The organism is Mesorhizobium monacense (assembly GCF_056781675.1).
This window is the reverse complement of sequence record NZ_CM165567.1, coordinates 1,891,270-1,914,584: the sequence shown is the minus strand read 5'-3', so window position 1 is coordinate 1,914,584 and position 23,315 is coordinate 1,891,270. Positions and strand designations below refer to the sequence as shown.

22 protein-coding genes are annotated in these 23,315 nt (G+C 64.1%); 7 read left to right on the top strand and 15 right to left on the bottom strand.

The window, feature by feature from the left end:
• Positions 1-876 (top strand): ATP-binding protein, encoded by an 876-nt coding sequence (locus tag AC1RUK_RS08935; protein ID WP_481835905.1) that lies wholly within the window; start codon positions 1-3, stop codon positions 874-876.
• 134 nt (positions 877-1,010) lie between these two features.
• Positions 1,011-1,841 (top strand): isocitrate lyase/PEP mutase family protein, encoded by an 831-nt coding sequence (locus AC1RUK_RS08930; RefSeq protein ID WP_481835906.1) that lies wholly within the window; start codon positions 1,011-1,013, stop codon positions 1,839-1,841.
• Positions 1,842-1,940: 99 nt separating this feature from the next.
• On the opposite strand, the gene AC1RUK_RS08925 is transcribed toward AC1RUK_RS08930, so the two are convergent.
• From AC1RUK_RS08925 to AC1RUK_RS08865, 13 genes are all read right to left on the bottom strand, one after another.
• Positions 1,941-3,470, bottom strand: coding sequence for a peptidoglycan DD-metalloendopeptidase family protein (locus AC1RUK_RS08925; RefSeq protein WP_481840222.1), 1,530 nt, complete (start codon positions 3,468-3,470; stop codon positions 1,941-1,943).
• Between the two features lie 142 nt (positions 3,471-3,612).
• Positions 3,613-4,266 carry a protein-L-isoaspartate(D-aspartate) O-methyltransferase gene (locus AC1RUK_RS08920; RefSeq protein WP_481835908.1) on the bottom strand — a complete coding sequence of 218 codons (654 nt, stop codon included), beginning with the start codon at positions 4,264-4,266 and terminating at the stop codon, positions 3,613-3,615.
• Complete coding sequence (gene surE / locus AC1RUK_RS08915) at positions 4,263-5,021, bottom strand: 5'/3'-nucleotidase SurE (protein WP_006203469.1); 759 nt, start codon at positions 5,019-5,021, stop codon at positions 4,263-4,265. The genes AC1RUK_RS08920 and surE overlap by 4 nt, the downstream gene beginning before the upstream one ends.
• Positions 5,021-6,325, bottom strand: a complete 1,305-nt coding sequence (gene serS, locus AC1RUK_RS08910; protein ID WP_481835909.1) for a serine--tRNA ligase — start codon at positions 6,323-6,325, stop codon at positions 5,021-5,023. Before serS ends, surE begins: the two co-directional genes overlap by 1 nt.
• 175 nt (positions 6,326-6,500) lie before the next feature.
• A complete protein-coding gene (gene tatC, locus AC1RUK_RS08905) occupies positions 6,501-7,376 on the bottom strand; it encodes a twin-arginine translocase subunit TatC (RefSeq protein ID WP_481835910.1) in 876 nt (291 codons plus the stop codon).
• Positions 7,373-8,101: a Sec-independent protein translocase protein TatB gene (tatB, locus tag AC1RUK_RS08900; protein ID WP_481835911.1), complete on the bottom strand. Its 729-nt coding sequence runs from the start codon at positions 8,099-8,101 to the stop codon at positions 7,373-7,375. Before tatB ends, tatC begins: the two co-directional genes overlap by 4 nt.
• 85 nt (positions 8,102-8,186) lie before the next feature.
• A complete protein-coding gene (locus AC1RUK_RS08895; RefSeq protein ID WP_006203465.1) occupies positions 8,187-8,408 on the bottom strand; it encodes a twin-arginine translocase TatA/TatE family subunit in 222 nt (73 codons plus the stop codon).
• Between the two features lie 179 nt (positions 8,409-8,587).
• Entirely contained in the window at positions 8,588-9,343 is a 756-nt protein-coding gene (gene scpB, locus AC1RUK_RS08890; RefSeq protein ID WP_481835912.1) for an SMC-Scp complex subunit ScpB, read from the bottom strand.
• Positions 9,340-10,140 (bottom strand): segregation and condensation protein A, encoded by an 801-nt coding sequence (locus AC1RUK_RS08885; RefSeq protein ID WP_481840302.1) that lies wholly within the window; start codon positions 10,138-10,140, stop codon positions 9,340-9,342. Before AC1RUK_RS08885 ends, scpB begins: the two co-directional genes overlap by 4 nt.
• A gap of 64 nt (positions 10,141-10,204) precedes the next feature.
• A complete protein-coding gene (gene nagZ / locus AC1RUK_RS08880; protein ID WP_481835913.1) occupies positions 10,205-11,224 on the bottom strand; it encodes a beta-N-acetylhexosaminidase in 1,020 nt (339 codons plus the stop codon).
• Positions 11,225-11,359: 135 nt separating this feature from the next.
• Complete coding sequence (locus AC1RUK_RS08875; RefSeq protein ID WP_481835914.1) at positions 11,360-14,854, bottom strand: SPOR domain-containing protein; 3,495 nt, start codon at positions 14,852-14,854, stop codon at positions 11,360-11,362.
• Positions 14,855-14,957: 103 nt separating this feature from the next.
• Positions 14,958-16,715 (bottom strand): arginine--tRNA ligase, encoded by a 1,758-nt coding sequence (argS, locus tag AC1RUK_RS08870; RefSeq protein WP_481835915.1) that lies wholly within the window; start codon positions 16,713-16,715, stop codon positions 14,958-14,960.
• Positions 16,716-16,776: 61 nt separating this feature from the next.
• Positions 16,777-18,006: a deoxyguanosinetriphosphate triphosphohydrolase gene (locus tag AC1RUK_RS08865; RefSeq protein WP_481835916.1), complete on the bottom strand. Its 1,230-nt coding sequence runs from the start codon at positions 18,004-18,006 to the stop codon at positions 16,777-16,779.
• Between the two features lie 70 nt (positions 18,007-18,076).
• Here AC1RUK_RS08865 and erpA point away from each other — a divergent pair, with 70 nt between their 5' ends.
• The 5 genes from erpA (at position 18,077) to AC1RUK_RS08840 (ending at position 20,530) form a co-directional block, all read left to right on the top strand.
• Positions 18,077-18,424 carry an iron-sulfur cluster insertion protein ErpA gene (gene erpA, locus AC1RUK_RS08860; RefSeq protein WP_481835917.1) on the top strand — a complete coding sequence of 116 codons (348 nt, stop codon included), beginning with the start codon at positions 18,077-18,079 and terminating at the stop codon, positions 18,422-18,424.
• 4 nt (positions 18,425-18,428) lie between these two features.
• On the top strand, positions 18,429-18,941 hold the full coding sequence (locus AC1RUK_RS08855) for a hypothetical protein (protein WP_481835918.1): 513 nt from the start codon (positions 18,429-18,431) through the stop codon (positions 18,939-18,941).
• A 2-nt stretch (positions 18,942-18,943) separates the two neighbouring features.
• On the top strand, positions 18,944-19,333 hold the full coding sequence (locus AC1RUK_RS08850; protein WP_481835919.1) for a VOC family protein: 390 nt from the start codon (positions 18,944-18,946) through the stop codon (positions 19,331-19,333).
• A gap of 7 nt (positions 19,334-19,340) precedes the next feature.
• Positions 19,341-20,135, top strand: coding sequence for an exodeoxyribonuclease III (xth, locus tag AC1RUK_RS08845; protein ID WP_481835920.1), 795 nt, complete (start codon positions 19,341-19,343; stop codon positions 20,133-20,135).
• A 143-nt stretch (positions 20,136-20,278) separates the two neighbouring features.
• A complete protein-coding gene (locus tag AC1RUK_RS08840) occupies positions 20,279-20,530 on the top strand; it encodes a hypothetical protein (protein WP_481840221.1) in 252 nt (83 codons plus the stop codon).
• 127 nt (positions 20,531-20,657) lie between these two features.
• On the opposite strand, the gene AC1RUK_RS08835 is transcribed toward AC1RUK_RS08840, so the two are convergent.
• Both AC1RUK_RS08835 and ilvD read right to left on the bottom strand, forming a co-directional pair.
• Positions 20,658-21,482: a tetratricopeptide repeat protein gene (locus tag AC1RUK_RS08835; RefSeq protein ID WP_481835922.1), complete on the bottom strand. Its 825-nt coding sequence runs from the start codon at positions 21,480-21,482 to the stop codon at positions 20,658-20,660.
• Positions 21,469-23,193 (bottom strand): dihydroxy-acid dehydratase, encoded by a 1,725-nt coding sequence (gene ilvD, locus AC1RUK_RS08830; protein ID WP_481835923.1) that lies wholly within the window; start codon positions 23,191-23,193, stop codon positions 21,469-21,471. The genes AC1RUK_RS08835 and ilvD overlap by 14 nt, the downstream gene beginning before the upstream one ends.
• Positions 23,194-23,315: the final 122 nt, after the last annotated feature.

Below are 23,315 nucleotides of genomic sequence, written 5' to 3'. Positions count from 1 at the left end.
ATGACCGACAGCACCATTGACGCCCTGAACCGGAAGCTCGAGCGCCTGATCGAGGCGGTCGCCCGCCTCGCCCCGCCGCCGGTGCCGCAGACGGATATTGCCGCCGCAGATTGCTTCGTCTGGCAGGCCGATCCCGGCTATCTGGAACCGGTGAGCAAGGTCAATCGCGTCGACATCGGCCTGATCAGAGGCGTCGACCGCGTGCGCGACATCCTTGTCGACAACACCGAGCGCTTCGCCGCCGGCTTTGCCGCCAACAACGTGCTGCTGTGGGGCGCGCGCGGCATGGGCAAGTCCTCGCTGGTCAAGGCGGTGCATGCCGCGGTCAACGCTTCCGACAAGCTCGACCTGCCGCTCAAGCTGATCGAAATCCACCGCGAGGACATCGACACGCTGCCGAAGCTGATGGCATTGCTGAAGGCGGCCCCCTGCCGCTTCATCCTGTTTTGCGACGACCTGTCGTTCGACCATGACGACACCTCCTACAAGTCGCTGAAGGCGGCGCTCGAAGGCGGCGTCGAGGGCCGCCCGGCCAATGTCATCTTCTATGCGACGTCGAACCGACGGCATCTGTTGCCGCGCGACATGATCGACAATGAGCGCTCCACCGCCATCAACCCGTCCGAGGCGGTCGAGGAAAAGGTCTCGCTTTCCGACCGTTTCGGCCTCTGGCTCGGCTTCCACAAATGCTCGCAGGACGAATATCTCGACATGATCGATGGCTATGTCCGCCATCACGGGCTGACAATCGATCCCGACACGCTGCGCGCCGAGGCGCTGGAATGGGCAACGACACGCGGCAGCCGTTCCGGCCGCGTCGCCTGGCAATTCACCCAGGATCTGGCGGGCCGGCTCGGCAAGCCGCTCAAGGACTAGCAACGGTCATCTGAAACCGAAGGCATGCGACCAGGCTGTCAGAAGCGCCTGAGTGTTGCATCAGTGTTCTTTATTTGTTCCAAAACTTGTGCCATTTTCCATCAGGCTCCATCGACTCGAAAGGCTGAAGGGGAATGCAATTGGAAAGCAAGGGCGCGGCGTTTCGCCGGCTTCATGAGGAACCAGGCGCGTTCGTCATTCCCAATCCTTGGGACATCGGCACGGCACGGATTCTCGCAACCATGGGTTTTCGTGCCCTCGCCACCACCAGCGCCGGCATGGCGTTCTCTCTTGGCGTCGCCGAGGGGCAGGTTTCGCGGGAGGCTACCCTAAGCCACTGCCGGGCCATCGCGGCGGCGACACCCCTCCCCGTCTCGGCCGATCTCGAAAAAGGCTTCGGCGACAGTCCGCAAAGTGCCGCCGAGACAATCCAGGCCGCTGCCGGCATCGGCCTGGCCGGATGTTCCCTCGAAGACCATACTGGAAGGCGCGACGACCCGATCTACGACTTTGCACTCGCGGTCGAACGGATCGAGGCGGCCGCGCAGGCGCGTCGCGCACTGTCGGATGATTTCATCCTGACGGCACGCTGCGAGAACTTCCTGTGGGGGCGCCCTGATCTGGATGACACCATTCGCAGATTGCAGGCGTTCGAGGAGGCGGGAGCCGACGTGCTCTATGCGCCCGGCCTCCATGACCTCGGCATGATCCGCACCGTCTGCGGCGCCGTGACGAAACCGGTCAATGTCGTGATGGGCATGCCCGGCGCGACGTTTGGTGTGGCCGAGCTGGCGGACGCCGGCGTCAAGCGCATCAGCGTCGGCTCGGCGCTGGCACGGCTTGCTTTTGGCAGCTTCGTCCGCGCTGCGCGGGAAATGAGATCAGCAGGCACCTTCCGGTTTTCCGAGGACGCCATGGGCTTCGCGGAACTGGAGGGCTTCTTCACCGGATCGACGAAGGCTTGAGAGCCTCGCCGCTGGCGACTGAAAAAGCCCGCCCCTTGCGGAACGGGCTGAGCCGGCAGGCCGGACTGGAGGTCAGACGGCCAGCAATCGTTTTTTGTTCTATTCGAGATAGCCCGACGGATCGACCGGGGCCGAGTTCTTGCGCACTTCGAAGTGCAGCTTCGGCGAGTTGGTGGTGCCGCTCATGCCCGACAGCGCAATCTCCTGGCCGCGCTTGACCTTCTGGCCGCGCTGCACCTCGATCGAACTGGCATGGCCGTATACGGTGACCAGCCCATTTTCGTGGCGCACCAGGACCGTGTTGCCGAATTCCTTGAGCCCGTCGCCGGCATAGATGACGACGCCGTTTTCCGCCGCCTTGACCGGTGTGCCCTCGGGAACCGCTATGTCGACGCCGTCCTTGCCGGAACCGAAGCTGGAGATCACGCGGCCGCGCACCGGCCAGCGCATCTTGCCGATGCCGGTGGCGTCGGGCGCCACCGCGTCGTCGTCCTCGGCCTGCTGGATGACCTTGGCATCCTTCTTCGGCGGCGTGTAGGACGCAAGCGTTTCGGTCGGCTTGGCCGCCGGCTGCGTGGTCGCGGTCGTCACCGGGTCGACCTTGACCGGCTTGGCGCTAGCCACCGTCGCCGTGCCGTCGGCCGGAACCTTCAGCGTCTGGCCGATCTTCAGCAACCCGTCCTGCATGCCGTTCGCCTGCTTGAGCGCGGTCACGCTGACGCCGGTCTTCCTGGCAATGGCGGACAGCGAGTCGCCTTGCTGGACCGTGTAGGTGCCGCCGGCGCCTGCCGGCTTGGCCGCGGCCGCCTGCGTTACAGGCTTGGCGTTCTTCGGATCACTTGCGGCGGCCGATGCGTCGACCTGCGCGGCGGACTTGCCGTCCTTGAGCTTCGGCTGCTGCGGCAGCACTGCGAGTTTCTCCGGCGCGGTAGCCGGCGGCTTGGGGCTGTTCGCCGGCTTGGTGTCGGCAATTTTCGACTGCGACGCCTTGCTCGAATAGGCATAGGCCGGGATGACCAGCTTCTGGCCGGTCTTCAATCCCTTGGTCGCGCTCAGCCCGTTGACCTTCATGATCACGTCGGCCGGCACCTTATAGTGCTGCGCCAGGCCGGAGATGGTCTCGCCGTCCCTGACCACGATCTCGGTTGCATGCGGCGTGCCGCCCGCCGCCGCCATTTTCGGCGCATCGGGCTGCGCGTCCTTGAACGGCTTTGCCGCCGGGGCGACAGTGCCGGTGGTCGTCCTGTCGACATGCGTGGCGGGAGGCGCCAGCACAGGGGCCGAGGCGGTGCGCACCGGCTTTGCGGCGGGCGCCAGTGCCGGGGCCGGCTGAGAGACCGGCGGCAACTGCTGCACCGAAACCGGTTCCAGGCTGGAGCGGCTGACCGACTGGGTGTGGCTGCCATCGACCGGCGCGGGAGATGCCGCGACATCGCCCGGATAGGGCTGGGCGGCATCCTGTTTGTTGATGATGGCGCGCTGGTTGTTGGTCGAGGAGGTGAAGACGTCGTCGACACCGTTGAATCGCGCGACCTGGGAACTGCATCCCGCGGCGGCGCCTGCAATCATGAGGACGGCGCAGCCACGCGCCAGATTGCGTCCGTTTGCCTTCAAAACACTGAATTGCATCGCACTAACCCGCACAGACCCGGTACAAACTAGGCATGATTAAAGCGCGTTAATGTTACTGGCCGGTTAACCCCTTAGAATCTGGCGAAAATTTTCTTAAAACATTTGGGAGGTCGGTTCCGCGTCCAGGACCGGCATCATTCTATATGACGGCGGCGACGCTGCGCAGGATCGGCTGCAGCCGGACGATGCCGATGTCCTCGCGCTCGAAACGGCTGCCGACCTTGGTCAGCTTGGCCACCACCTGCTCCCCCTCTTCCGGGCCGATCGGCGCGATGACGATGCCGCCGCTCGACAACTGGTCGAGCAGGAAACGCGGCAGGCTGTCGAAGGCCGCCCAGGCGACGATACGATCGAACGGCCCTTCATTGGGCAATCCATTGGAACCGTCCGCCTGCCGGGCGACGACATTGCCGATGGCGAGCGCCTCGAAGCGCTGCCTGGCCTGCTCGGTCAGCGTCTTGTAGCGGTCGATGGTGACGACGCGCGCCGCCAGTCGCGACATCACCGCTGCCGTATAGCCCGATCCGGTGCCGATCTCGAGCACCCGGTTGCCCGGCTCGATGGCCAAAGCCGCGAGTACTGCAGCCTGCAGGTCGGCGCCCTCGATCGCCTCGCCGCACTCGATCGGCAGCATGCCGTCCGACCAGGCGATCGCATGAAACTGTCCGGACAAAAAGCCACGCCGCGGTGTCGCCTCGAAGGCGGCGATCAGGGCCTTCGGCACCGCGCCCCGGCCGCGCAAGCGCAGCAGGAAGGCTGCAAAACCTTCGCGGTCGTCGAGTGGCAGGGTCATGAAAGTGCCTTGGTCAGTTGGTCGCGGATTTCGTGGGCGGTGAGGTCGAGCTGCAGCGGCGTCACCGACACCAGCCGGTTGCGCATGGCGTGGAGATCGGTGCCCTTCTTGCCTTCGACCGGCTCGCGGCCGAAGCGCAGCCAGTAATAAGGCAGGCCGCGCCCGTCGCGGCGCTCGTCGACCCACAGGCTGTGCACGAGCTTGCCCTGCGATGTGACCACTGTGCCGGCGACTTCTTCGGGAAGGCAGTTCGGAAAGTTGACGTTGAGCAGCACGCCATCCGGCAGCGGCATGGCGACAAGCTTGTTGAGGAGCGCCGGCGCCAGTGCCTCGGTGGTCTCGTAGGGAACGACGCGATCCTCGCCGACATACGAGTAGGCCTGGCTGAGCGCGATCGAGCGGATGCCGAGCAGCGCGCCTTCCATGGCCCCGGCAACGGTGCCGGAATAGGTGACGTCGTCGGCAATGTTGGCGCCGGAATTGACGCCGGACAGGATCAGGTCCGGCGCTCCCGGCAGGATCTTCTTCACGCCCATGATGACGCAATCGGTCGGCGTGCCGCGCACGGCAAAATGCTTTTCGCCGATCTTGCGCAGCCGCAGCGGCTCCGAGATCGACAGCGAATGCGCATAGCCGGACTGGTCCTGTTCCGGCGCCACCACCCAGACATCGTCCGAGAGCGTGCGCGCGATGCGCTCGAGCGACGCCAGGCCCTCGGCATGGATGCCGTCGTCATTGGTGAGCAGGATGCGCATTATTTCGATTCGATCTTTGCCAGACCGCCCATGTAAGGCCGAAGCGCTTCAGGAATGGTTACGCTGCCATCCTCATTCTGGTAGTTCTCGATGACAGCAATAAGAGCGCGGCCGACGGCGGTGCCCGAACCATTCAGCGTGTGGACGAAGCGGTTGCCCTTGCCGTCCTTGTCCTTGTAGCGGGCGTCCATGCGCCTGGCCTGGAAATCGCCGCAGACCGAGCAGGACGAGATCTCGCGATAGGCGTTCTGGCCGGGCAGCCAGACCTCGATATCGTAGGTCTTGCGCGCGCCAAAACCCATGTCGCCTGTGCACAGCGTCATGGTGCGGAACGGCAGTTCCAGCCGCTTCAGCACTTCCTCGGCGCATGCAGTCATCCGCTCGTGCTCGGCGATTGACGACTCCTGATCGGTGATCGACACCAGTTCGACCTTGTAGAACTGGTGCTGGCGCAGCATGCCACGCGTATCACGCCCTGCCGAGCCCGCTTCCGAGCGGAAGCAGGGCGTCAGTGCCGTATAGCGAAGTGGCAGCTTCTCGTGCGCAGTGATGTCCTCGCGTACCAGATTTGTGAGCGGGACTTCGGCTGTGGGGATCAAGCCCAGCCGGCTGTCTCCGTGCGGCATGAAGAACAGGTCATCCTCAAATTTCGGCAGCTGCCCGGTGCCATAGAGAACCTCGTCGCGCACCATCAGCGGCGGGATCACTTCCACATAACCGTGCTCGGTTGTGTGCAGGTCGAGCATGAACTGGCCTAGTGCACGCTCCATCCGCGCCAGCCCGCTCTTCAGCACCGTGAAGCGCGAACCCGACAGTTTCGCCGCGCGCTCGAAATCCATCATGCCGAGCGCTTCGCCGATTTCGAAATGTTCCTTCACCCAGTTCGGCCGCGTCGGCACCGTACCGACGGTGCGCTTGACGACATTGTCGTGCTCGTCCTTGCCGACCGGCACGTCGTCGAGCGGCACATTGGGCAGCACCGCCAGCGCATCGTTCAGCGCCTTGTCGAGTTCGCGCTCGCGTGCTTCGCCATTCTGGATGAAGGCCTTGATCTCGCCGACCTCGGCCTTCAGCTTTTCGGCAAGTGCTGCGTCGCCCGAGCGCATCGCGTTGCCGATCTCTTTCGAGGCGGCGTTGCGGCGTTCCTGCCTGGTCTGCAGTTCGGTCAGATGCTCGCGCCGCGCCTCGTCCCTGGCAATCAGATCATCAACGGTGGATTGCGCGTCATCACCCGACCACGAGCGCTTCACCAGCGCGTCGACAAGGGTCTTCGGGTTGTCGCGAATCCATTTGATGTCAAGCATGGTCTGAACGCTCCTCGGGTAGCATGTCGCCCAAAAGTGCGCAGCGGTTTTGGGACAACGACATGCTTCAAACAAACTGAAACGCATCGCTTTGATAGCGATGCGTTTCAGCCAGAGGGCGTAAACCGCATCCTTGATCGATGCAAGATCGGGCTTGGCGTCTTTTTCCGGTAGCCTACGAAGGAGCCTGCGTCGAGGACGCGTCCGCCGCCTTCTCCGCCACTTCTGCCGCGGCGTCCTGTTTCTCGCGCGCCAGGCGGTCCCGATCCTTGCTGCGTTCGATCAGCCGCGCCGACCAGATGGCGACCTCATAGAGCAGGATGGTCGGAATGGCGAGGCCGATCTGGCTCATCGGATCCGGCGGCGTCAGCACAGCCGCCACCACGAAGGCGATGACGATCGCCCATCTGCGCTTCTCGACCAACGCCTTGGACGACAGCATGCCCACCCTGGTCATCAGGCTGGTCACCACCGGCAGCTGGAACACCAGGCCGAAGGAGAAGATCAGCGTCATGATCAGGCTGAGATATTCCGACACTTTCGGCAGCAGCGATATCTGTACCTGGTCGTTGGTGCCGGCCTGCTGCATAGCGAGGAAGAACCACATCACCATCGGCGTGAAGAAGAAGTAGACCAGCGACGCGCCCATCAGGAACAGGATCGGTGAGGCGATCAGGAACGGCAGGAAGGCGTTGCGCTCGTTCTTGTAGAGGCCGGGCGCGATGAATTTGTAGATCTGCGTGGCGATCAGCGGAAACGCGATGACCATGCCGCCGAACATGGCGAGCTTGACCTGGGTGAAGAAGAACTCCTGCGGCGCCGTGTAGATCAGCTCGACCTTGTGCGGGTCGAGCCCCGCCCATTGCGTCGCCCATTTGAATGGGATGACCAGAAGGTTGAACAGCCGCTTAGCGAAGAAGAAGCAGACGAGGAAGGCGACGAAGAAGCCGCCGATCGACCAGATCAGCCGCCGCCGCAGCTCTATCAGATGCTCCATCAGCGGGGCCGACGACTTTTCGATCTCGTCCTTTTCCGTGTCCGAAACGCTCACTTGGCGGCTCCCGCCGTCTTGGCCGCTGGCTTTTTCGCCGGCGCAGACTTCGGCTCAGCCTTTGTCGCCGGCTTGGCGGCTACAGGCTTGGCAACTTTTGCAGGCGCCGGCTTGGTTGGCGCTGCTGCCGGCCTGGCCGAAGCCTTCGCCACGGGGGCCGCCTTTGCCGGTGCTGCCTTGGCTTTAGCCGCCGGAGCCTTGGCTTGCTTCGATGCCGCCGCCTTCTTTACCGGCGCCTTTTGCGGCGCTGGCGTTGCAGCCACTACCGGCGTCACCACCGCGTCGTCGGTCATCGCCGGAAAGATCGGTGCGGCCGGCGCCGCTTCCGGTCCGTTGACACCGGGCATCACCGTGGCGCCGTTCTTCAGCGGCTCGGCAGCCTGCGGCGTCTCTGCCGCTGCGGGATCGACGGCCGGCTTCGGCTTCATCACCGCGTCGACGCCGGAGCGGACATCGGCAGCCGCCTGCTCGAACGGGTTGAGCTGCTTGCGGATCTCGGCCGCCGGATTGAGGCCTCGAAGGGAATCGACCGACTTCTTGACGTCGTCGAGTTCGGCTTCCTTCAGCGCCTCGTTGAACTGCTTCTGGAAGTCTGCGGCCATGGCGCGCAGCTTTGCCGTCGTGCGGCCGAAAGTGCGCAGCATATTGGGCAAATCCTTCGGCCCGACGACCACGATCATGACGATCGCGATCACCAGCATCTCGGTCCAGCCGACTTCAAACATGGCAATCTGTTCCGACTAATGCATGTCGCTCAAAAGTGCGACGCGGTTTTGGGACAACGACATGCACAAAGCAACAACCTTGGGCTCAGCTCTTGCTGGCTTTTTCCTTCGCCGCCGAAACGGTTTCATCGGCCCGGTGCTCGACGGTGCGCTTGTCGTCGGCAACCTCGTCGTCGGCCATGCCCTTCTTGAAGCTCTTGATGCCCTTGGCCATGTCGCCCATCAGCTCGGGAATCTTGCCGCGGCCGAACACCAGCAGCACGATCACCAGCACGATCAGCCAGTGCCAAATCGAAAATGAACCCATTGCAAATCTCTCTCGAACGGTTTCCCTGGCGATGATCTATGCGCATTCGCGTTGGGATTCAAACAGAACCGCGACAAAGTTTATGAAGGCGCGCCGGATGTCACGCATTTTCGGCGGTGCGGCCCGCTACCAATCGGCGCATCTACAGCTGGAAAGCGGCTTTTGACAGCGGCTTGCGGTCAATCTTCCGTGACGCGCGGCGTCAGCAGGCCAAGCTCCTCGAGATCGATGTCGGTCAGCGGATCCTCGTCCTCGGTCAGCGCATCCGGATCGGCCGGCGGCAGCGGCACCGAGAAATTCGACGGCATGCGCGTGGAAAGCAGCCCGGCGCCCTTCAGTTCCTCCATGCCGGGAAGGTCGCGGATCTCCTCCAGCGCGAAATGGTCGAGGAAGCTCTCAGTGGTGCCGTAAGTGACGGGACGGCCGGGCGTCTTGCGCCGGCCGCGCATCCGCACCCATTCCGTTTCCATCAGCGTGTCCAGCGTGCCCTTTGAGGTTTCGACGCCTCTGATGTCCTCGATCTCGGCGCGCGTCACCGGCTGGTGGTAGGCGATGATCGCCAGCACTTCGAGCGCCGCGCGCGAAAGCTTCCTCTGCTGAACGGTATCGCGGCTCATCAGGAAGGCGAGGTCGCCGGCGGTGCGGAAGGCCCAGGCATCGTCGACGCGCACCAGATTGACGCCGCGCTTGGCGTAGATCTGCTGCAGATCGGCCATCGCCGCGGCAATGCTAACGCCATCGGGCAGGCGCGCGGCCAATTGCTTCTCGCTGACCGGCTGGGCGCTGGCGAAGATGATCGCCTCGGCCATGCGCACGGCTTCCGACAGAAGCAGCCGCTCGGCCGGATTCTCGACCGTCCCCTGCTCTACGGCGCCTTCCTCGGTCTCGTCTTCGACCTTGAACGGAATGACCGAAGCGTTGGCGCGTTCGCTCATGCTACAACCTCGACTGCCTTGATGCCTTGCGCGCGGCCGCGCAGATAGAGCGGCGCGAACACTTGGTCCTGCCGCATCTCCATTTTGCCTTCACGCACCAGTTCGAGCGTCGCGGCAAACGAACTGGCGACTGCGGTGCGCCGCTCTTCCGGCGTGGACAGATACTCGATCAGGAAGGAGTCCAGCGCCGCCCAGTCGCGCAGCGTCCCGACCAGTCTGATTAGGATGTCGCGCGCGTCCTTGAGTGACCACACGCCGCGCCTGGCGATCGTCACATTGTTGATCGCCTGCTTCTGGCGCTGCTGCGCATAGGCGGTCAAGAGATCGTAGAGCGAGGCCGAGTAAGTGTTGCGCTTCTCGATGATGACCATTTCCGGCATGCCGCGCGCGAACACGTCACGGCCGAGCCGGTTGCGGTTGACCAGCCTGGCCGAGGCGTCGCGCATGGCTTCCAGCCGCTTCAGCCGGAACTGCAGCACGGCCGCCAGTTCCTCGCCGCTCTCGCCTTCCTCGCCCGGTTGCTTGGGGATCAGGAGCTTCGACTTAAGGAAGGCAAGCCACGCCGCCATCACCAGATAGTCGGCGGCAAGCTCCAGCCGCAGCACCCTCACCTTCTCGACGAAGGCCAGATATTGCTCGGCCAGCGCCAGGATCGAGATGCGCGCCAGATCGACCTTCTGGTTGCGCGCCAGGTGCAGAAGCAGATCGAGCGGGCCTTCGAAGCCGGCCACGTCGACGACCAGCGACGGATCGCCGGTCAGCCGGGAATTGTCGTTCTCGGCCCACAGACGGTCCATCGGTGCGGCCTTCGCGGCCTTGCTGTCCAATGTTTCCGCCACTGCCTTCGTCTCTTTCCTCTGCTCAGGCCACCGCGTCGAAATAGGTGGCAAACTCGGCGCGTATCGCGGTTTCTTCAGCCGCGTCGCGGTCCTTTATATAGGTCAGTGCCCGCTCGGCGCGCGCAAGCGACTTGCCTTCAAGCCCCGTGGTCCGCGATGCAATGCCGGACATCTCCTCGAAGACGCCATTGCAGTGAAGGACGAGATCGCAGCCCGCCGCAAGGATCGCGGCCGCCTTTGTCGGGAAATCCCCAGAAAGTGCCTTCATCGAGGTGTCGTCGCTCATCAACAGCCCGTCGAAGCCGATGTCGCGGCGGATAATGTCGTTGACGACTTTTGCCGAGGTCGTCGCCGGATTGCTCGGATCGATGGCGCTATATACGACATGCGCCGTCATCGCCATCGGCAGATGGTTGAGCGCCTTGAACGGGGCGAAATCATGCCGCCGCAGCTCATCCATGGGCGTATCGACGGTCGGCAGTTCGAAATGCGTGTCGGCAAAGGCCCGCCCGTGCCCGGGAATGTGCTTCATCACCGGCAGCACGCCGCCCGACATCAGGCCCTCGGCCGCCGCGCGGCCAAGCTCGATGACGGCACCTGGCTCCTTGCCATAGGCGCGGGCGCCGATGACGTCGCTGGCGCCCTCGATCGGCACGTCGAGCACCGGCAGGCAGTCTGCGGTGATGCCGAGGCGCAGCAGATCGAAGGCATGCAGCCGCGCCATCAGCCAGGCTGCGCGCGTGCCTGCCTCGCGGTCGTTCCGCCACAGCGCGCCGAGCGCGCCGCCGGCCGGATAGTTCGGCGCCAGCGGCGGCCGCAGGCGCTGCACCCGGCCGCCTTCCTGGTCGATGAACACCGGAGCGTCCGGGCGGCCGATGCAGTCGCGCATCGAGGCGACCAGATCGCGGATCTGTTCGGTGTCGCCGATGTTGCGGGCGAACAGGATGAAACCCCAGGGCCGCTCGCCGCGGTAGAAGCGGATTTCCTCTGATGTCAGCGATTTCCCGGCACAGCCGAGGATCATGGATTTTGATTCGGTCATGGCAACAAGCTTAAGGCTTCGCGCGAGCAAAGGGAATCATCCCGGATCGTTCGCTTCGGAATGCCCGATCCCCTCCACATGAAAAAACCGGCGCGGCCTTTCGGCTGCGCCGGTTTTCGGGTTGGTTTTGGCTGATCAGCGCGACACGAAGCAGTTGCCGCCGGCCGCCTTGTAGCTGGTGCAAAGATTGATCGCATCGTTGCGCGACTGCGCCGGAACGCGGACGCGGTAGAAGGTTCCCTTGCCGGCGATCTCGGCCTTGACGATGTTGGCGGTGCGGCCGGAAAGCACGCTGCCATAACGGCGCTGCAGATCCTGGTAGGTCGACTGGGCGCTCTCGACCGTCGGCTGCGAAGCGATCTGCATCGACCACGAACCACCACCTGCCGCGGTCGGCGATATGGAGGCGACCTGGTCGGGCTTGACCTCACCGACCACGTCGACCGGCTGGTCGGATGGGCGCTGCGGCGGCACCGGAACCGTGGCCGACGTGTTCGCCGACTGCGTGTTGGCGGACTGGGCCTTGGCTTCGGCCTTCGGCGTGGGGGCCGCCGCCGGCTCGAGCGGCTTGGCGGTCTCGGCCTGGTCGGTAGCAGTTTGATCGGTCGGCTGATCGCTTGCCTGGTCGGTCGCGGGCGCCACGGTACCGGTCTGCCCCGCGTCGGACTGCGCCGCCGGAGCGACAAGCTGCGGTGCCGGATCGGTCGGTTCGGCCGCGGCAACCTGCGGGGCCGCCTGCGCCGGATCCTCACGCGGAACCAGCGAGCCGTCGGGCTTGACCATCATGGTCCTGACCTTGCGTGGCGCAACGGCGGCGACTTCCGGGTTGGTACCCTTGTCGGCCTCCTGCAAGACCTGCGCGATGCGGTCCTCGGATTTCGGCGCCGGCGCGGCATCGGCATTCCCGGATGCCTCCACGCCTGGCATCGCGGCCGCGGGGGCATTGCCCGCTGCATCCGTGCCGGGAGCGGCATCGGTATCATCGGGTGAAAGATCGACGACGCGGCTTTCTGGCTCCTTGGCTTTCACGTCCACCGGCTCTTCGGTGTTGGTGACCAGCTTCTCCTGCACAGGCTCAGCCGGCTTGGTGCCCTTGGCCACCGCGTCATAGACCTTGTTGTCCTGGTTCGGCACCACGGCGCCGCCCGGGTTTTCCGGCTTGACCTTGATCGGCGCGTTGTCGGCCTTGACGATCACGGGCGCTTCGCTGCCGCCCTTGCCGCCCAGCGACAAGGCAAAAGCGCCGAGGCCACCGGCGATCGCCACCGCGCCGACGATCGCGGCGGCCACCAGGCCGCGGCTGCGCGGCTTGGCAGCCTCGCGCTCGGCCAGACCGGGCACCGACATCGCCTCGTCCAGTTCAGGATCGTAGTCGAGCTCGTCGACGGCGAAATCGTCAGCCTGCGAAACCGGCTTGCTACCGGGGAGATTGTTTATGTCGAAGCTGCTCGCGGCAGCAGCGTGGGAAGCGGTCGCCGTCGCGGCGGCCACTTCGGCCGGCTTCGCCGCATAGGCGGGCGCCTCGCCTCGGTCGTAGCCCGGCTTGAACCCGGCATTGTAGGTGTCGTCTTCATAGGCCGTGCTGCGCGCCGGTGTCGCGGGCGCCTCGGTGGCGTTCATCTCGGTCAACAGACCGGCGAATTCGGCCTCGAGATCGTCATAGGCGGACGACGCCGGCTGATCCTCTTCGAAGTTGAGCTCGGGAATATCGAGGTCGTCGGCCAGCGCGACCACGCGCTCCGGCACGTCGACCGTCTCGACATCGGGCATCTCGTCATAGCGAGGCTGTTCGTGCCGCACCGGCTCGGGCTCGACTTGGGCGGCGACCTCTTCGACCGACTCCTGCTCGTACGCGGGCGCGGCGGAAACCGGCGCTGAAGCAACCGGCGGCGCCGAGGCCATAGGCTGGGCCGAGAACGAAGCCTGCATCGGAGGAGCGGCGACCGGTGTCACCCGGCTCCACGAACGGGCCGGTTCTGGCGGCGTCGAGCGCATCCAGTCCGCCGAATGGGCAAAGCCTTCCCCGACAGCGGTGCGCCCCGCTTCATCGTGGCCAAGGTCCGATACATCGTGACCACGGTCCGGTACATCGTGGCCAAGGTCCGACTGGTCGTGACCTAGGTTCGACTGGTCGTGACCAAGGTCTGATTCTTCGTGACCACGGTCCGATTCATCATGACCAAGGTTGATACCTCTGGCAAAGGCGGCATCGAACGCCTCGTCGTCGAACGCGACGTCGGGAGCTGCCACAGTCTCAGCCCTGAAATCCTCACCATCGAGCTCGCCGGCGAGATCAATGTCGAGATCGGCGTCGACAGCCTGGGCCGCCTCATGATGCTGCGTCTCGGCAGGCTCATGTTCGTCAAGGTTCCAATCGAGTTCTTCGATGGGATCGGCCTGCTGGGCAGCGGCCGTTTCCGCCACGACTGCCGGCTGTTGAATCGGCGCGGGCTCCTTCGCGGCGACGGGAACCGGCCGCGCGGTCATGGCGCCAAGCAGCGCATTCAGCTCATCTTCCAGGCTCCGATCGTCTGCGGCGGCAACCGGCTTTGCCGGCTCGGCCGCAACCGCGGCGGGCGCCATCGGCTCCGCGGCGGGGGTTTCGGCAACCTGCTCTTCGTCCGCCTCGGGCTGCGCCTCGTCGGTGCCGAGGTCGAAATCGTCGTCAAACGCGTCCTGTGCGGCAAGCTCGGGAACATCGTCATTGTCGGCTTCGGCGACATAAGCCGCCTCGACAGGTGCTTCGACAACCTCGACAGGTGTTTCGACAGCCAGGGGCTCATCGATTTCGGCGGGCTCTTCGGCACGGACATCGAAATCCATATCGACGTCGGCCATACCCATATCGACATCGGCCATCGCCTCGTCGAAATGGTCGGAAAACTCGGCTTCGGGAATCTGGCGGACGGCTTCCTCGGCAATCTGGACCGGCGCCGGATGTTCGACAGCGGCAGTGGCGTGATGATCCTCCGCCGGCACTTCTTCGTCGAACGGCGCATGATCGTCGAGTGTCAGCTCGTCCTCGAGCGACAAGGAAACGGCATTATCCAAGTCGTCATCGAATGCGGCTTCGACCGCCGGCGCGGCGTGCTCTGCTGCGCCATGTTCGGCCGTGTCGACCATGGGATGATCGTCAAGCTGGAATTCCTGATCGAGTGACGCGGCAAGCTCGGCGTCCATCGGCAGGTCGTCGTCGAGCGGCGACACGTCTTCCAGCGAGTTGGCAACCGCCTGATCGAAATCATCACCGAAGGCAGCCTCGACCTGCGGCGCGGCAACCTCGGCGACGGGCGCAAAGTGATCCGCAGGGTCGTCGAACACGAAATCCTGTTCGAGCGAAGCCGCAAGCTCGTCGTTCATCCTGGCGGCAACGGATTCGAAAGCCGGCTCCTGGCGCTGCGGGGCGCCCTCATCGGCGCCGAATTCGCCCATCAGCTCCTTCTCGAGGTCGATATCGAAATCACCCTCTTCGGCAAGCTGGTCGGCCGGAGCAGCCTTCGGCGCTGCAGGCGCCTGCGGCTTTACCGGCTGGCGTGGGTCGAAACCCATGATCCGGGTCAGTTCCGCGAACGGATCATCGTCAGCGATGTCGTTGTGGTCGGCTGCTCTCAGCTGGGTTCTGTCTGCCATTATTGTTCCCGAACTCGCACACATTCGGACGCCATGGACGTCGCGCAGGGTTGGCCCATACCAGCGCAATGTGGGCAAAAGGTGACAGGTTTTTTAGTCAAACCTAACGCATTTCCGTGGGCGCATCAGCCCCAATAAGCGTTAGGCCGGACGTCAAAACGTCCGATACAGCCTGCACCAGCCCTAGTCTGGCATACGTCAATTGTCGGTCGTTAACCTTAACAAAACGTAAGTCGGGATTATCGGTGCCCCGGTTCCAATGTCCATGGAAGCTGGACGCGAGATCGTAGAGGTAGAATGCCAGCCTGTGCGGCTCCAGCGCAAGGGCCGCGGATTCGATTAGCCGGGGATATTCAGCCAGCTTCCGGATCAGGCCGATTTCGCCCTCGTCGGTCAGCGACGCCACTGCCGCGGCCAGCCGGTTGCGGTCGAAATTGGCCTCGCCCAGTTGCTCGCTCGCCTGCCGGAACACCGAATGGCAGCGCGCCGAGGCGTACTGAACGTAGAACACCGGATTGTCCTTGGACTGCTCGGTCACCTTGGCAAAATCGAAATCGAGCGGCGCATCGTTCTTGCGGTAGAGCATCATGAAGCGAACTGCATCCCGTCCGACTTCCTCGATAACCTCTCGAAGGGTGACGAAATTTCCGGTCCGCTTTCCCATTTGAACCAACTGGCCGTCACGAAACAGCTTCACCAGTTGGCAAAGCAGCACGGTGAGCTTGACGTCGTCGCCGGCAATCGCGCGCGCCAGCGCCTCCAGCCGCTTGACGTAGCCGCCATGGTCGGCGCCGAGCACATAGATCAGGTCGACGAAGCTGCGGTCGACCTTGTCCTTGAGATAGGCGACGTCGGCAGCAAAATAGGTGAACGAGCCGTCGGACTTGACCAGCGCCCGATCCATGTCGTCGCCGACCGCGGTCGAGCGGAACAGCGTCTGCTCGCGGTCTTCCCAGTCGTCCGGCTTCTCGCCTTTGGGCGGCGGCAGCTTGCCCTTGTAGATATGCCCCTTCAGCGTCAGGTCGCTGATCGCCGCGCGGATCTTCCTGGCATGGTCGGCATGCAGCGTGCGCTCGGAGAAGAACACGTCGTGATGCACGTTGAGCAGCGCCAGGTCGTCGCGGATCATCGCCATCATCGCATCGATCGTGCGGTCCTTGACGATGGCGAGCGCCTCGTCCTCAGGCATCTGCAGCAGCTTCTGACCGAATTCCTTGGCCAGCACCTGGCCGACCGGAACGAGATAGTCGCCGGGGTAGAGACCCGGTGGTATCTCGCCGATCGTCTCGCCGAGCGCCTCGCGGTAGCGCAGCATCACCGAACGTCCGAGCACGTCGATCTGCGAGCCGGCATCGTTGATGACATACTCCTTGGTCACGTCGTAACCGGCGAAGGCCATCAGATTGGCCAGCGTGTCGCCGACCACGGCGCCCCGGCAATGGCCGACGTGCATCGGGCCGGTCGGGTTGGCCGAGACATATTCGACATTGGCCTTCCTGTTGCCGCCGATGGTCGAGCGGCCATAGTTGCGGCCCTCGCCAAGCAAGGCCGTAAGATGCGCCTGCCAGAACCCGTCCTTGAGCCTGAGATTGACGAAGCCAGGACCGGCGACGTCGGCAGCCGAGATGTCGGCATCGGTGCGCAGCGCCTCGGCCAGTCTTTCAGCCAGCGCGCGCGGGTTCTGCCCGGTGGGCTTGGCCAGCACCATCGCCGCATTGGTCGCGAGATCGCCATGGCTGGCGTCGCGCGGCGGCTCGACAGCAATGCGCGACAGGTCCGGCGAAACGCCATCCTTGTCTTTCAAATCAAGGGCTTCGACGGCTTTGATGATTCGCGCGGTGAAATCGGCGAAGATATTCATGGGTGTGCTCTGGCGGCTTTGCAGGGAATCCGGCTCGTTGGCCGGCAAAATCGCGCCCGCCCTAGCTTAAATCCGGCGTATGGTCAAACAAGCGCCTATGCTCCTTGAGGGCATAGGTGTCTGTCATCCCGGCCAGGAAATCGGCGACGCTGCGCGCCTTGATGCGATCCTCCGCCCGGTCGAGCCCTTCCCGCCAGCCGTCGGGCATGGCTCGTGGGTCGGCGAAATAGACGTCGAACAGATCCCTGACGATCTGTTCGGCATCGCCACGCACGCGCATCACCTCGCCGTGGCGGTAGAGGTACTTGTAAAGGAAGGCCTTCAGTTCCTTCTCGGTCGCGGCCATGCCGGCCGAGAAGGTCACCATCGTCTCGCCCGCCGCCCGCACCGCATCGGCGCTTTCCGGTTTCAGGCGCTTGACGTTGGCGGTGGTGGAGGCAATCACGTCCTCGACCATCATGGTGATCTGCCGGCGCATCAGCTCGTGCCCGGTGCGCACGACATCGAGCGCCGGATAGCGCGCGCGCACGCCTTGGAGGATCGAGCCCGGCAGGGTGACGCCTTCCAGCATGTCGAGCGTCAGGAAGCCCGATCTGAGACCGTCGTCGATGTCATGGGTGTTGTAGGCGATGTCGTCGGCGATCGCCGCGCATTGCGCCTCGATGCCGGCGAAGCGGTCGAGTTCCAGGTCGTGCAGTTCCGAATAGTCGCGGATCGCTTGCGGCACCGGTCCTTTCAGCCCTTTTCCGTTTGCGTCCGTCAGCGGTCCGTTGTGCTTGACCAGCCCTTCCAGCGTTTCCCAGGTCAGGTTCAGCCCGTCGAACTCAGCATAGCGCCGCTCCAGCCGCGTCACCACGCGCAGCGACTGCGCATTGTGGTCGAAGCCGCCCCAGGCGGCCATCTTCTCGTTCAGCGCCTCCTCGCCGGTATGGCCGAAGGGCGTGTGGCCGAAATCATGCACCAGCGCCACCGCCTCGGCGAGATCCTCGTCGCCGCGCAACGCCCGCGCGAGCGCCCGCGCGATCTGCGCCACCTCGATCGAATGCGTAAGCCTTGTGCGGTAGTGGTCGCCCTCATGGGCGACGAACACCTGCGTCTTGTGCTTCAGCCGGCGGAAGGCCGTCGAATGGATGATGCGGTCGCGGTCGCGCTGGAACGGCGTGCGGGTCGGGCTCTCCAGCTCGTCGAACAGCCGCCCGCGCGAGCGCGCCGGATCGCTGGCATAGGCCGCGCGCGGCCGATAGCCGAATCCGATGTCGCCGAGAGCATCCCTGTCTTGCCGCTCGCCCATTCATCCACCAGTTGACTTGCCCCCCCGCGCTTCATACCTATCATATGAAACCGAAAGCAAGGTGACGCCCATGGGCGCGGATGCCAAGACCGCCATGAAAGTCGAGATGACCGACGCCGCTGCCAAGCGGATCGCCAAGATTGTTTCGGGCGAAGCCGGCAAGACGGCGTTGCGTGTTTCCGTTGAAGGCGGCGGTTGCTCCGGCTTCTCCTACAAGTTCGACCTGGTCGACAGTCGCAACGACGACGACGTGGCCATCGAGAAGGACGGCGCCACCGTGCTCATCGACGATCTGTCACTGGTCTATATGGGCGGCTCGGTGATCGATTTCGTCGACGACCTGATGGGCCAGTCGTTCCAGATCAGGAACCCGAACGCGGTCGCCTCCTGCGGCTGCGGCACCAGTTTCTCCATTTGAAGACATGAAGCCGTTTCTCGAGGGCGATGAGGATCCGATGACGGTCCTTATTGCTCGCGAGATAGAAGCGATTTCCGATGCCGATATTTTGAGTTGGGCCGGCCTTCACGCAGCACCGCGGAACTACGCCGAAGACGCTGATTACCTGCAGCTCGTGCGATGCAACCCGCGCAACGCCAGCAGTCTCAAGAATGCGCAGGGCCATCTGAGGTCGCTGATCGCACGGTGCTTTCCCGAGTTCAACGACAGGTCCAAGGAAGCGCGAGAGATAGCACGCAAGCTGTTTCTTAGACGCATTCGCTGTTACCTTGACGGCGAGATCGAACCCATTCAGGTCTGCCTCATGGTGTCGCCGATAGAGGATAAATACGATTTCCCACCCTGGCTTGGAGACCTCTACGACGGCTGTGACTGGATGGACGAGAACGCAACGCGCGAGCAGGCATCGCATCTGCGATGGATGATAGAGCAAATACTCGCGGAAAATGCCGAACCCCAATCTTCCGGGAGTGAATGATCATGCCTGTCATCGGCGCGGTCCGTCAGGTCGCGCTCTCGGCCGGGCGCGATCTCGACGTCACGCTAGCGTTCTGGCGCGACGTGCTCGGCATGCGCGTCCACGCGCGCTACGATCCGCCTGGCATCGCCTTCATCATGGCCGGCGACGTGCGCCTGTTCTTCACCGATGGCGTGCCGGCGGGGATCGTCTATCTCGACATAGCGGGGCTCGAAGCCTTTCACGCCGAAGCAAAGGCGTCGGGCATTCCCTTCACCGCGCCGCCGGCGCTCGTCCATCGTGATACGGAGGGCCAGTTCGGGACGGCGGGGGAAAGCGAATGGATGGCCTTTCTAAAGGACCCGGCAGGCAATACGATCGGTCTCGTCGAACGTCTTCCGCCAGATTCCTGAGGCTGCCATGAAAATCGTCACCTGGAACATCAACGGCGTTCGCGCCCGTATCGGCAACCTCACCCATTGGCTCACGGAAAGCGCGCCCGACATCGTCTGCCTGCAGGAGATCAAGACCGTCGACGAGCAGTTCCCGCGCGCCGAGATCGAGGCGCTGGGCTACAATGTCGAGACCCATGGCCAGAAGGGTTTCAATGGCGTCGCCATCCTGTCGAAGCTGCGCTTCGACGAGGTCAATCGCGGCCTGCCGGGCGACGACGCCGACGAGCAGGCGCGTTTCATCGAAGGCGTGTTCTCGACCGACAAGGGCGCTTTGCGCGTTGCCTCGCTCTATCTGCCGAACGGCAATCCGATCGATGACGAGAAGAAGTTTCCCTACAAGCTGTCCTGGATGGCGCGGCTGGAACGCTGGGCCGAGCAACGGCTGTTGCTGGAAGAGGCGCTGGTGCTGGCCGGCGACTACAACGTCATCCCCGAGCCGATCGACGCAAAATTCCCGGAAAACTGGCTGGGCGACGCGCTGTTCCAGCCGCAGACCCGGCAGGCCTTCCGCCGGCTGAAAAATCTCGGCTTCACCGAAGCGGTGCGCGCCGTCACCGACGCCGCCGACGTCTACACCTTCTGGGACTATCAGGCCGGCGCCTGGCAGAAGAACAACGGCATCCGCATCGACCATCTGCTGCTGTCGCCCGAAGCCGCCAATCGTTTCTCCTCGGCCTCGATCGAAAAGCATGTGCGCGCCTGGGAAAAGCCGTCCGACCATGTGCCGGTGGCGATCGACCTGGCACTGCAGCCGGCCTGAGCGGCCCAGCCGGGCGCCCGCCAGCACGAGCCAAGCGGACCTCTTATCGCCACAAATCGCGCGTTTGATGCGAAATCATCATGGTGGCCGGGGTTCCCATGACTATCCGATCCGTTCTCCGCCCAATTGTTTGCGGGCTCGCGATGGCAAGTGCCACGCCGGTTCTCGCCGCGCAGGAATGCCTCGCCAACGGCAAATCGTTCCAGGTTGGTCAGGTCGCCTGCCTGACACTGGGTGATGAGAGCCACCTCGCCCGCTGCGAGATGGTGCTCAACAACACCTCGTGGACCAAGATCCACGACGATTGCCCGGCAAACACACCGCCGCGGCTACACCCCACGTCGATCTCGACACCGGTGCCAAGCCTGGTGCCGACGGAGTTGACCGAAAACTGATTTGTCTGAGAGCCGATCTCCCCTTGTGGGGGAGATGTCCGGCAGGACAGAGGGGGCGCGAAGGGATCGCTTGCCTTTCGGTCAACGTGCGATCGTCGTGAATCTCGGCAGTTCGGTCGTTGGCGCCTTACTGGTCGTCGCCGCCCTTGGTCAGGATGTCGTCGGCCAGCGAGATGGCCGTACGGCGGTCGGCCTCGCCGGCGGCGGCAAACGCCTCTTCCTGCATGTTGCGGATCCACGGCTGGTCGGCCGGTGCCGCGCGTTCGAGCGCTGCCGTCATCATCGCCAGCCCGCGCACGATCTTGCCGCTCTGGAACAGGAGGTTGCCGAGCGTCGCCTGGGCGCCGGCATGGCCCTTTTCGGCGGCGAGCTGGAACCAGCGCCCAGCCTGTCGGACGCTCGCCTTGACGCCGCCCTCGCCCTTCAGGAACATCTGGCCCATCTCGAACTGGGCATTCGGATTGCGGTAGTTGGCGGCCGCACGCATGTAATATTCCTGCGCCGCCACTTCGTTTTCCTCGACCGGGCTGCCGGGAATGCCTTTCCGCAGATAGTCGCCGAGCGCCACCAGCGCATCCGACACGTAGCTTTCCTCCGGCGACCCCGGCTCGACATCCTGGTCGACGATCTCTGAGAAGAACTTGAACGCCGCATAGTCGTCACGGGTCACGCCGTCGCCCTCGGCATACATTCGTGCGAGCTTCCAGGTGGCGCCGATCTGGCCGTTCTCGGCGGCATATTTGTAGGCCTCGACCGCCTGCTCCTTGTGGCCGCTCTTGTAGGCGGAGAAGCCGAACTGGAACACCGCCCACGGGCTGGACTGCGGCTTCACGCCAGTCTTGTCGTCGAACACCTTGTCGTCGAAGGCCATGGCCTGGCCCGCGGCGCCCAAGGTCGCTACAGCGACCAGTGCCGAAAAGACAGACGACCTCAACACCTCAGATATCCGCATAGCAATGTGTTTCTTTCGCACCGCCGGGATGGGTGACCGCGCCGTCGCGAGCCGACCCAACCGTCTGCGCATATTTCCAGATCGCGCCCGACTGATAGTCGGTCGTGCGCGCCTTCCAACTCTTCGCCCTCGTCTCCAGTTCCGCATCGGACAGATCGACCTCGATCGTGCCGTTGACCGCATCGATCGAGATCACGTCGCCGTCTTTCAGCAGCCCGATCGGGCCGCCGACGGCTGCTTCCGGCCCGACATGGCCGATGCAGAAGCCACGCGTCGCGCCGGAGAAGCGTCCATCGGTGATCAGCGCCACCTTGCCGCCCATGCCCTGGCCGTAGAGAGCCGCCGTCGTCGACAGCATCTCGCGCATGCCCGGACCGCCGCGCGGCCCCTCGTAGCGGATGACGAGAACCTCGCCTTCCCTGTAATTGCGCTGCGTGACCGCTTCGAAGCACTCCTCTTCCGAATCGAAGCAACGCGCCGGACCCGAGAATTTCAGTTCCGACATGCCCGCGACCTTCACGATCGCGCCTTCGGGGGCAAGGTTGCCCTTCAAGCCCACCACACCGCCCGTTTGGGTAATTGGCCGGTTGGCGGGACGGACCACATCCTGGCTGTCATTCCAGACAACGTGCTGCATATTTTCGGCCAAAGTGCGGCCAGTCACCGTCAGGCAATCGCCATGCAGATAGCCATGGTCGAGCAGCGTCTTCATCAAGAGCGGAATGCCGCCGGCCTCGAACATGTCCTTGGCGACATATTTGCCGCCCGGCTTGAGGTCGGCGATATAAGGCGTCTTCTCGAAGATCGCGGCGACGTCGAACAGGTCGAACTTGATCCCGGCCTCATGCGCGATCGCCGGCAGGTGCAGCGCCGCATTGGTCGAACCACCGGTGGCCGAAACCACGGTCGCCGCATTCTCCAGCGCCTTCAGCGTGACGATGTCGCGCGGCCGGATGTTTTTGGCGATCAGTTCCATGATCTTTTCGCCGGAGGCGAAATTGAAGCGGTCGCGCATCTCATAGGGCGCCGGCGCGCCGCAAGAATAGGGCAGCGCCAGCCCGATCGCCTCGGCGACTGTGGCCATGGTGTTGGCGGTGAACTGGGCGCCGCAGGAACCGGCCGAAGGACAGGCGGCCTGTTCGATCTCGAGCAGTTCTGAGTCACTGATCGTGCCGACCGAATGCTGGCCGACGGCCTCGAACACGTCCTGTACCGTGATCTGCCGGCCGCGATAGCTGCCGGGCAGGATCGAGCCGCCATAGATGAAGATCGACGGCACGTTGAGCCGCACCATGGCCATCATCATGCCGGGCAGCGACTTGTCGCAGCCGGCGAGGCCGACCAGCGCGTCATAGCAATGGCCGCGCATGGTGAGTTCGACGGAATCGGCGATGACCTCGCGCGACACCAGCGACGACTTCATGCCCTGGTGGCCCATGGCGATGCCGTCGGTGACGGTGATGGTGCAGAATTCGCGCGGCGTGCCGCTGGCGGCCGCGACGCCCTTCTTGACCACCTGCGCCTGGCGCATCAATGAAATGTTGCACGGCGCCGCCTCGTTCCAGCAGCTGGCGACACCGACCAGAGGCTGCGCGATCTCGGCCGCCGACAGCCCCATCGCATAGAGGTAGGAACGGTGCGGCGCACGCGCCGGACCGACGGTCACGTAGCGACTGGGAAGCTTGGCCTTGGAGATTACCTTGGCGTCCATACTCGTCCTTGCCGCGGGCGGCGCGGCCTGCCCCATCGCCGAGCCTTTTGGCGCGTGTCCCGAGACATATTCGAGGTGCGCCGGGTTTATGGCGGGAAATAGGCAATTCCTCCGACCGGAAC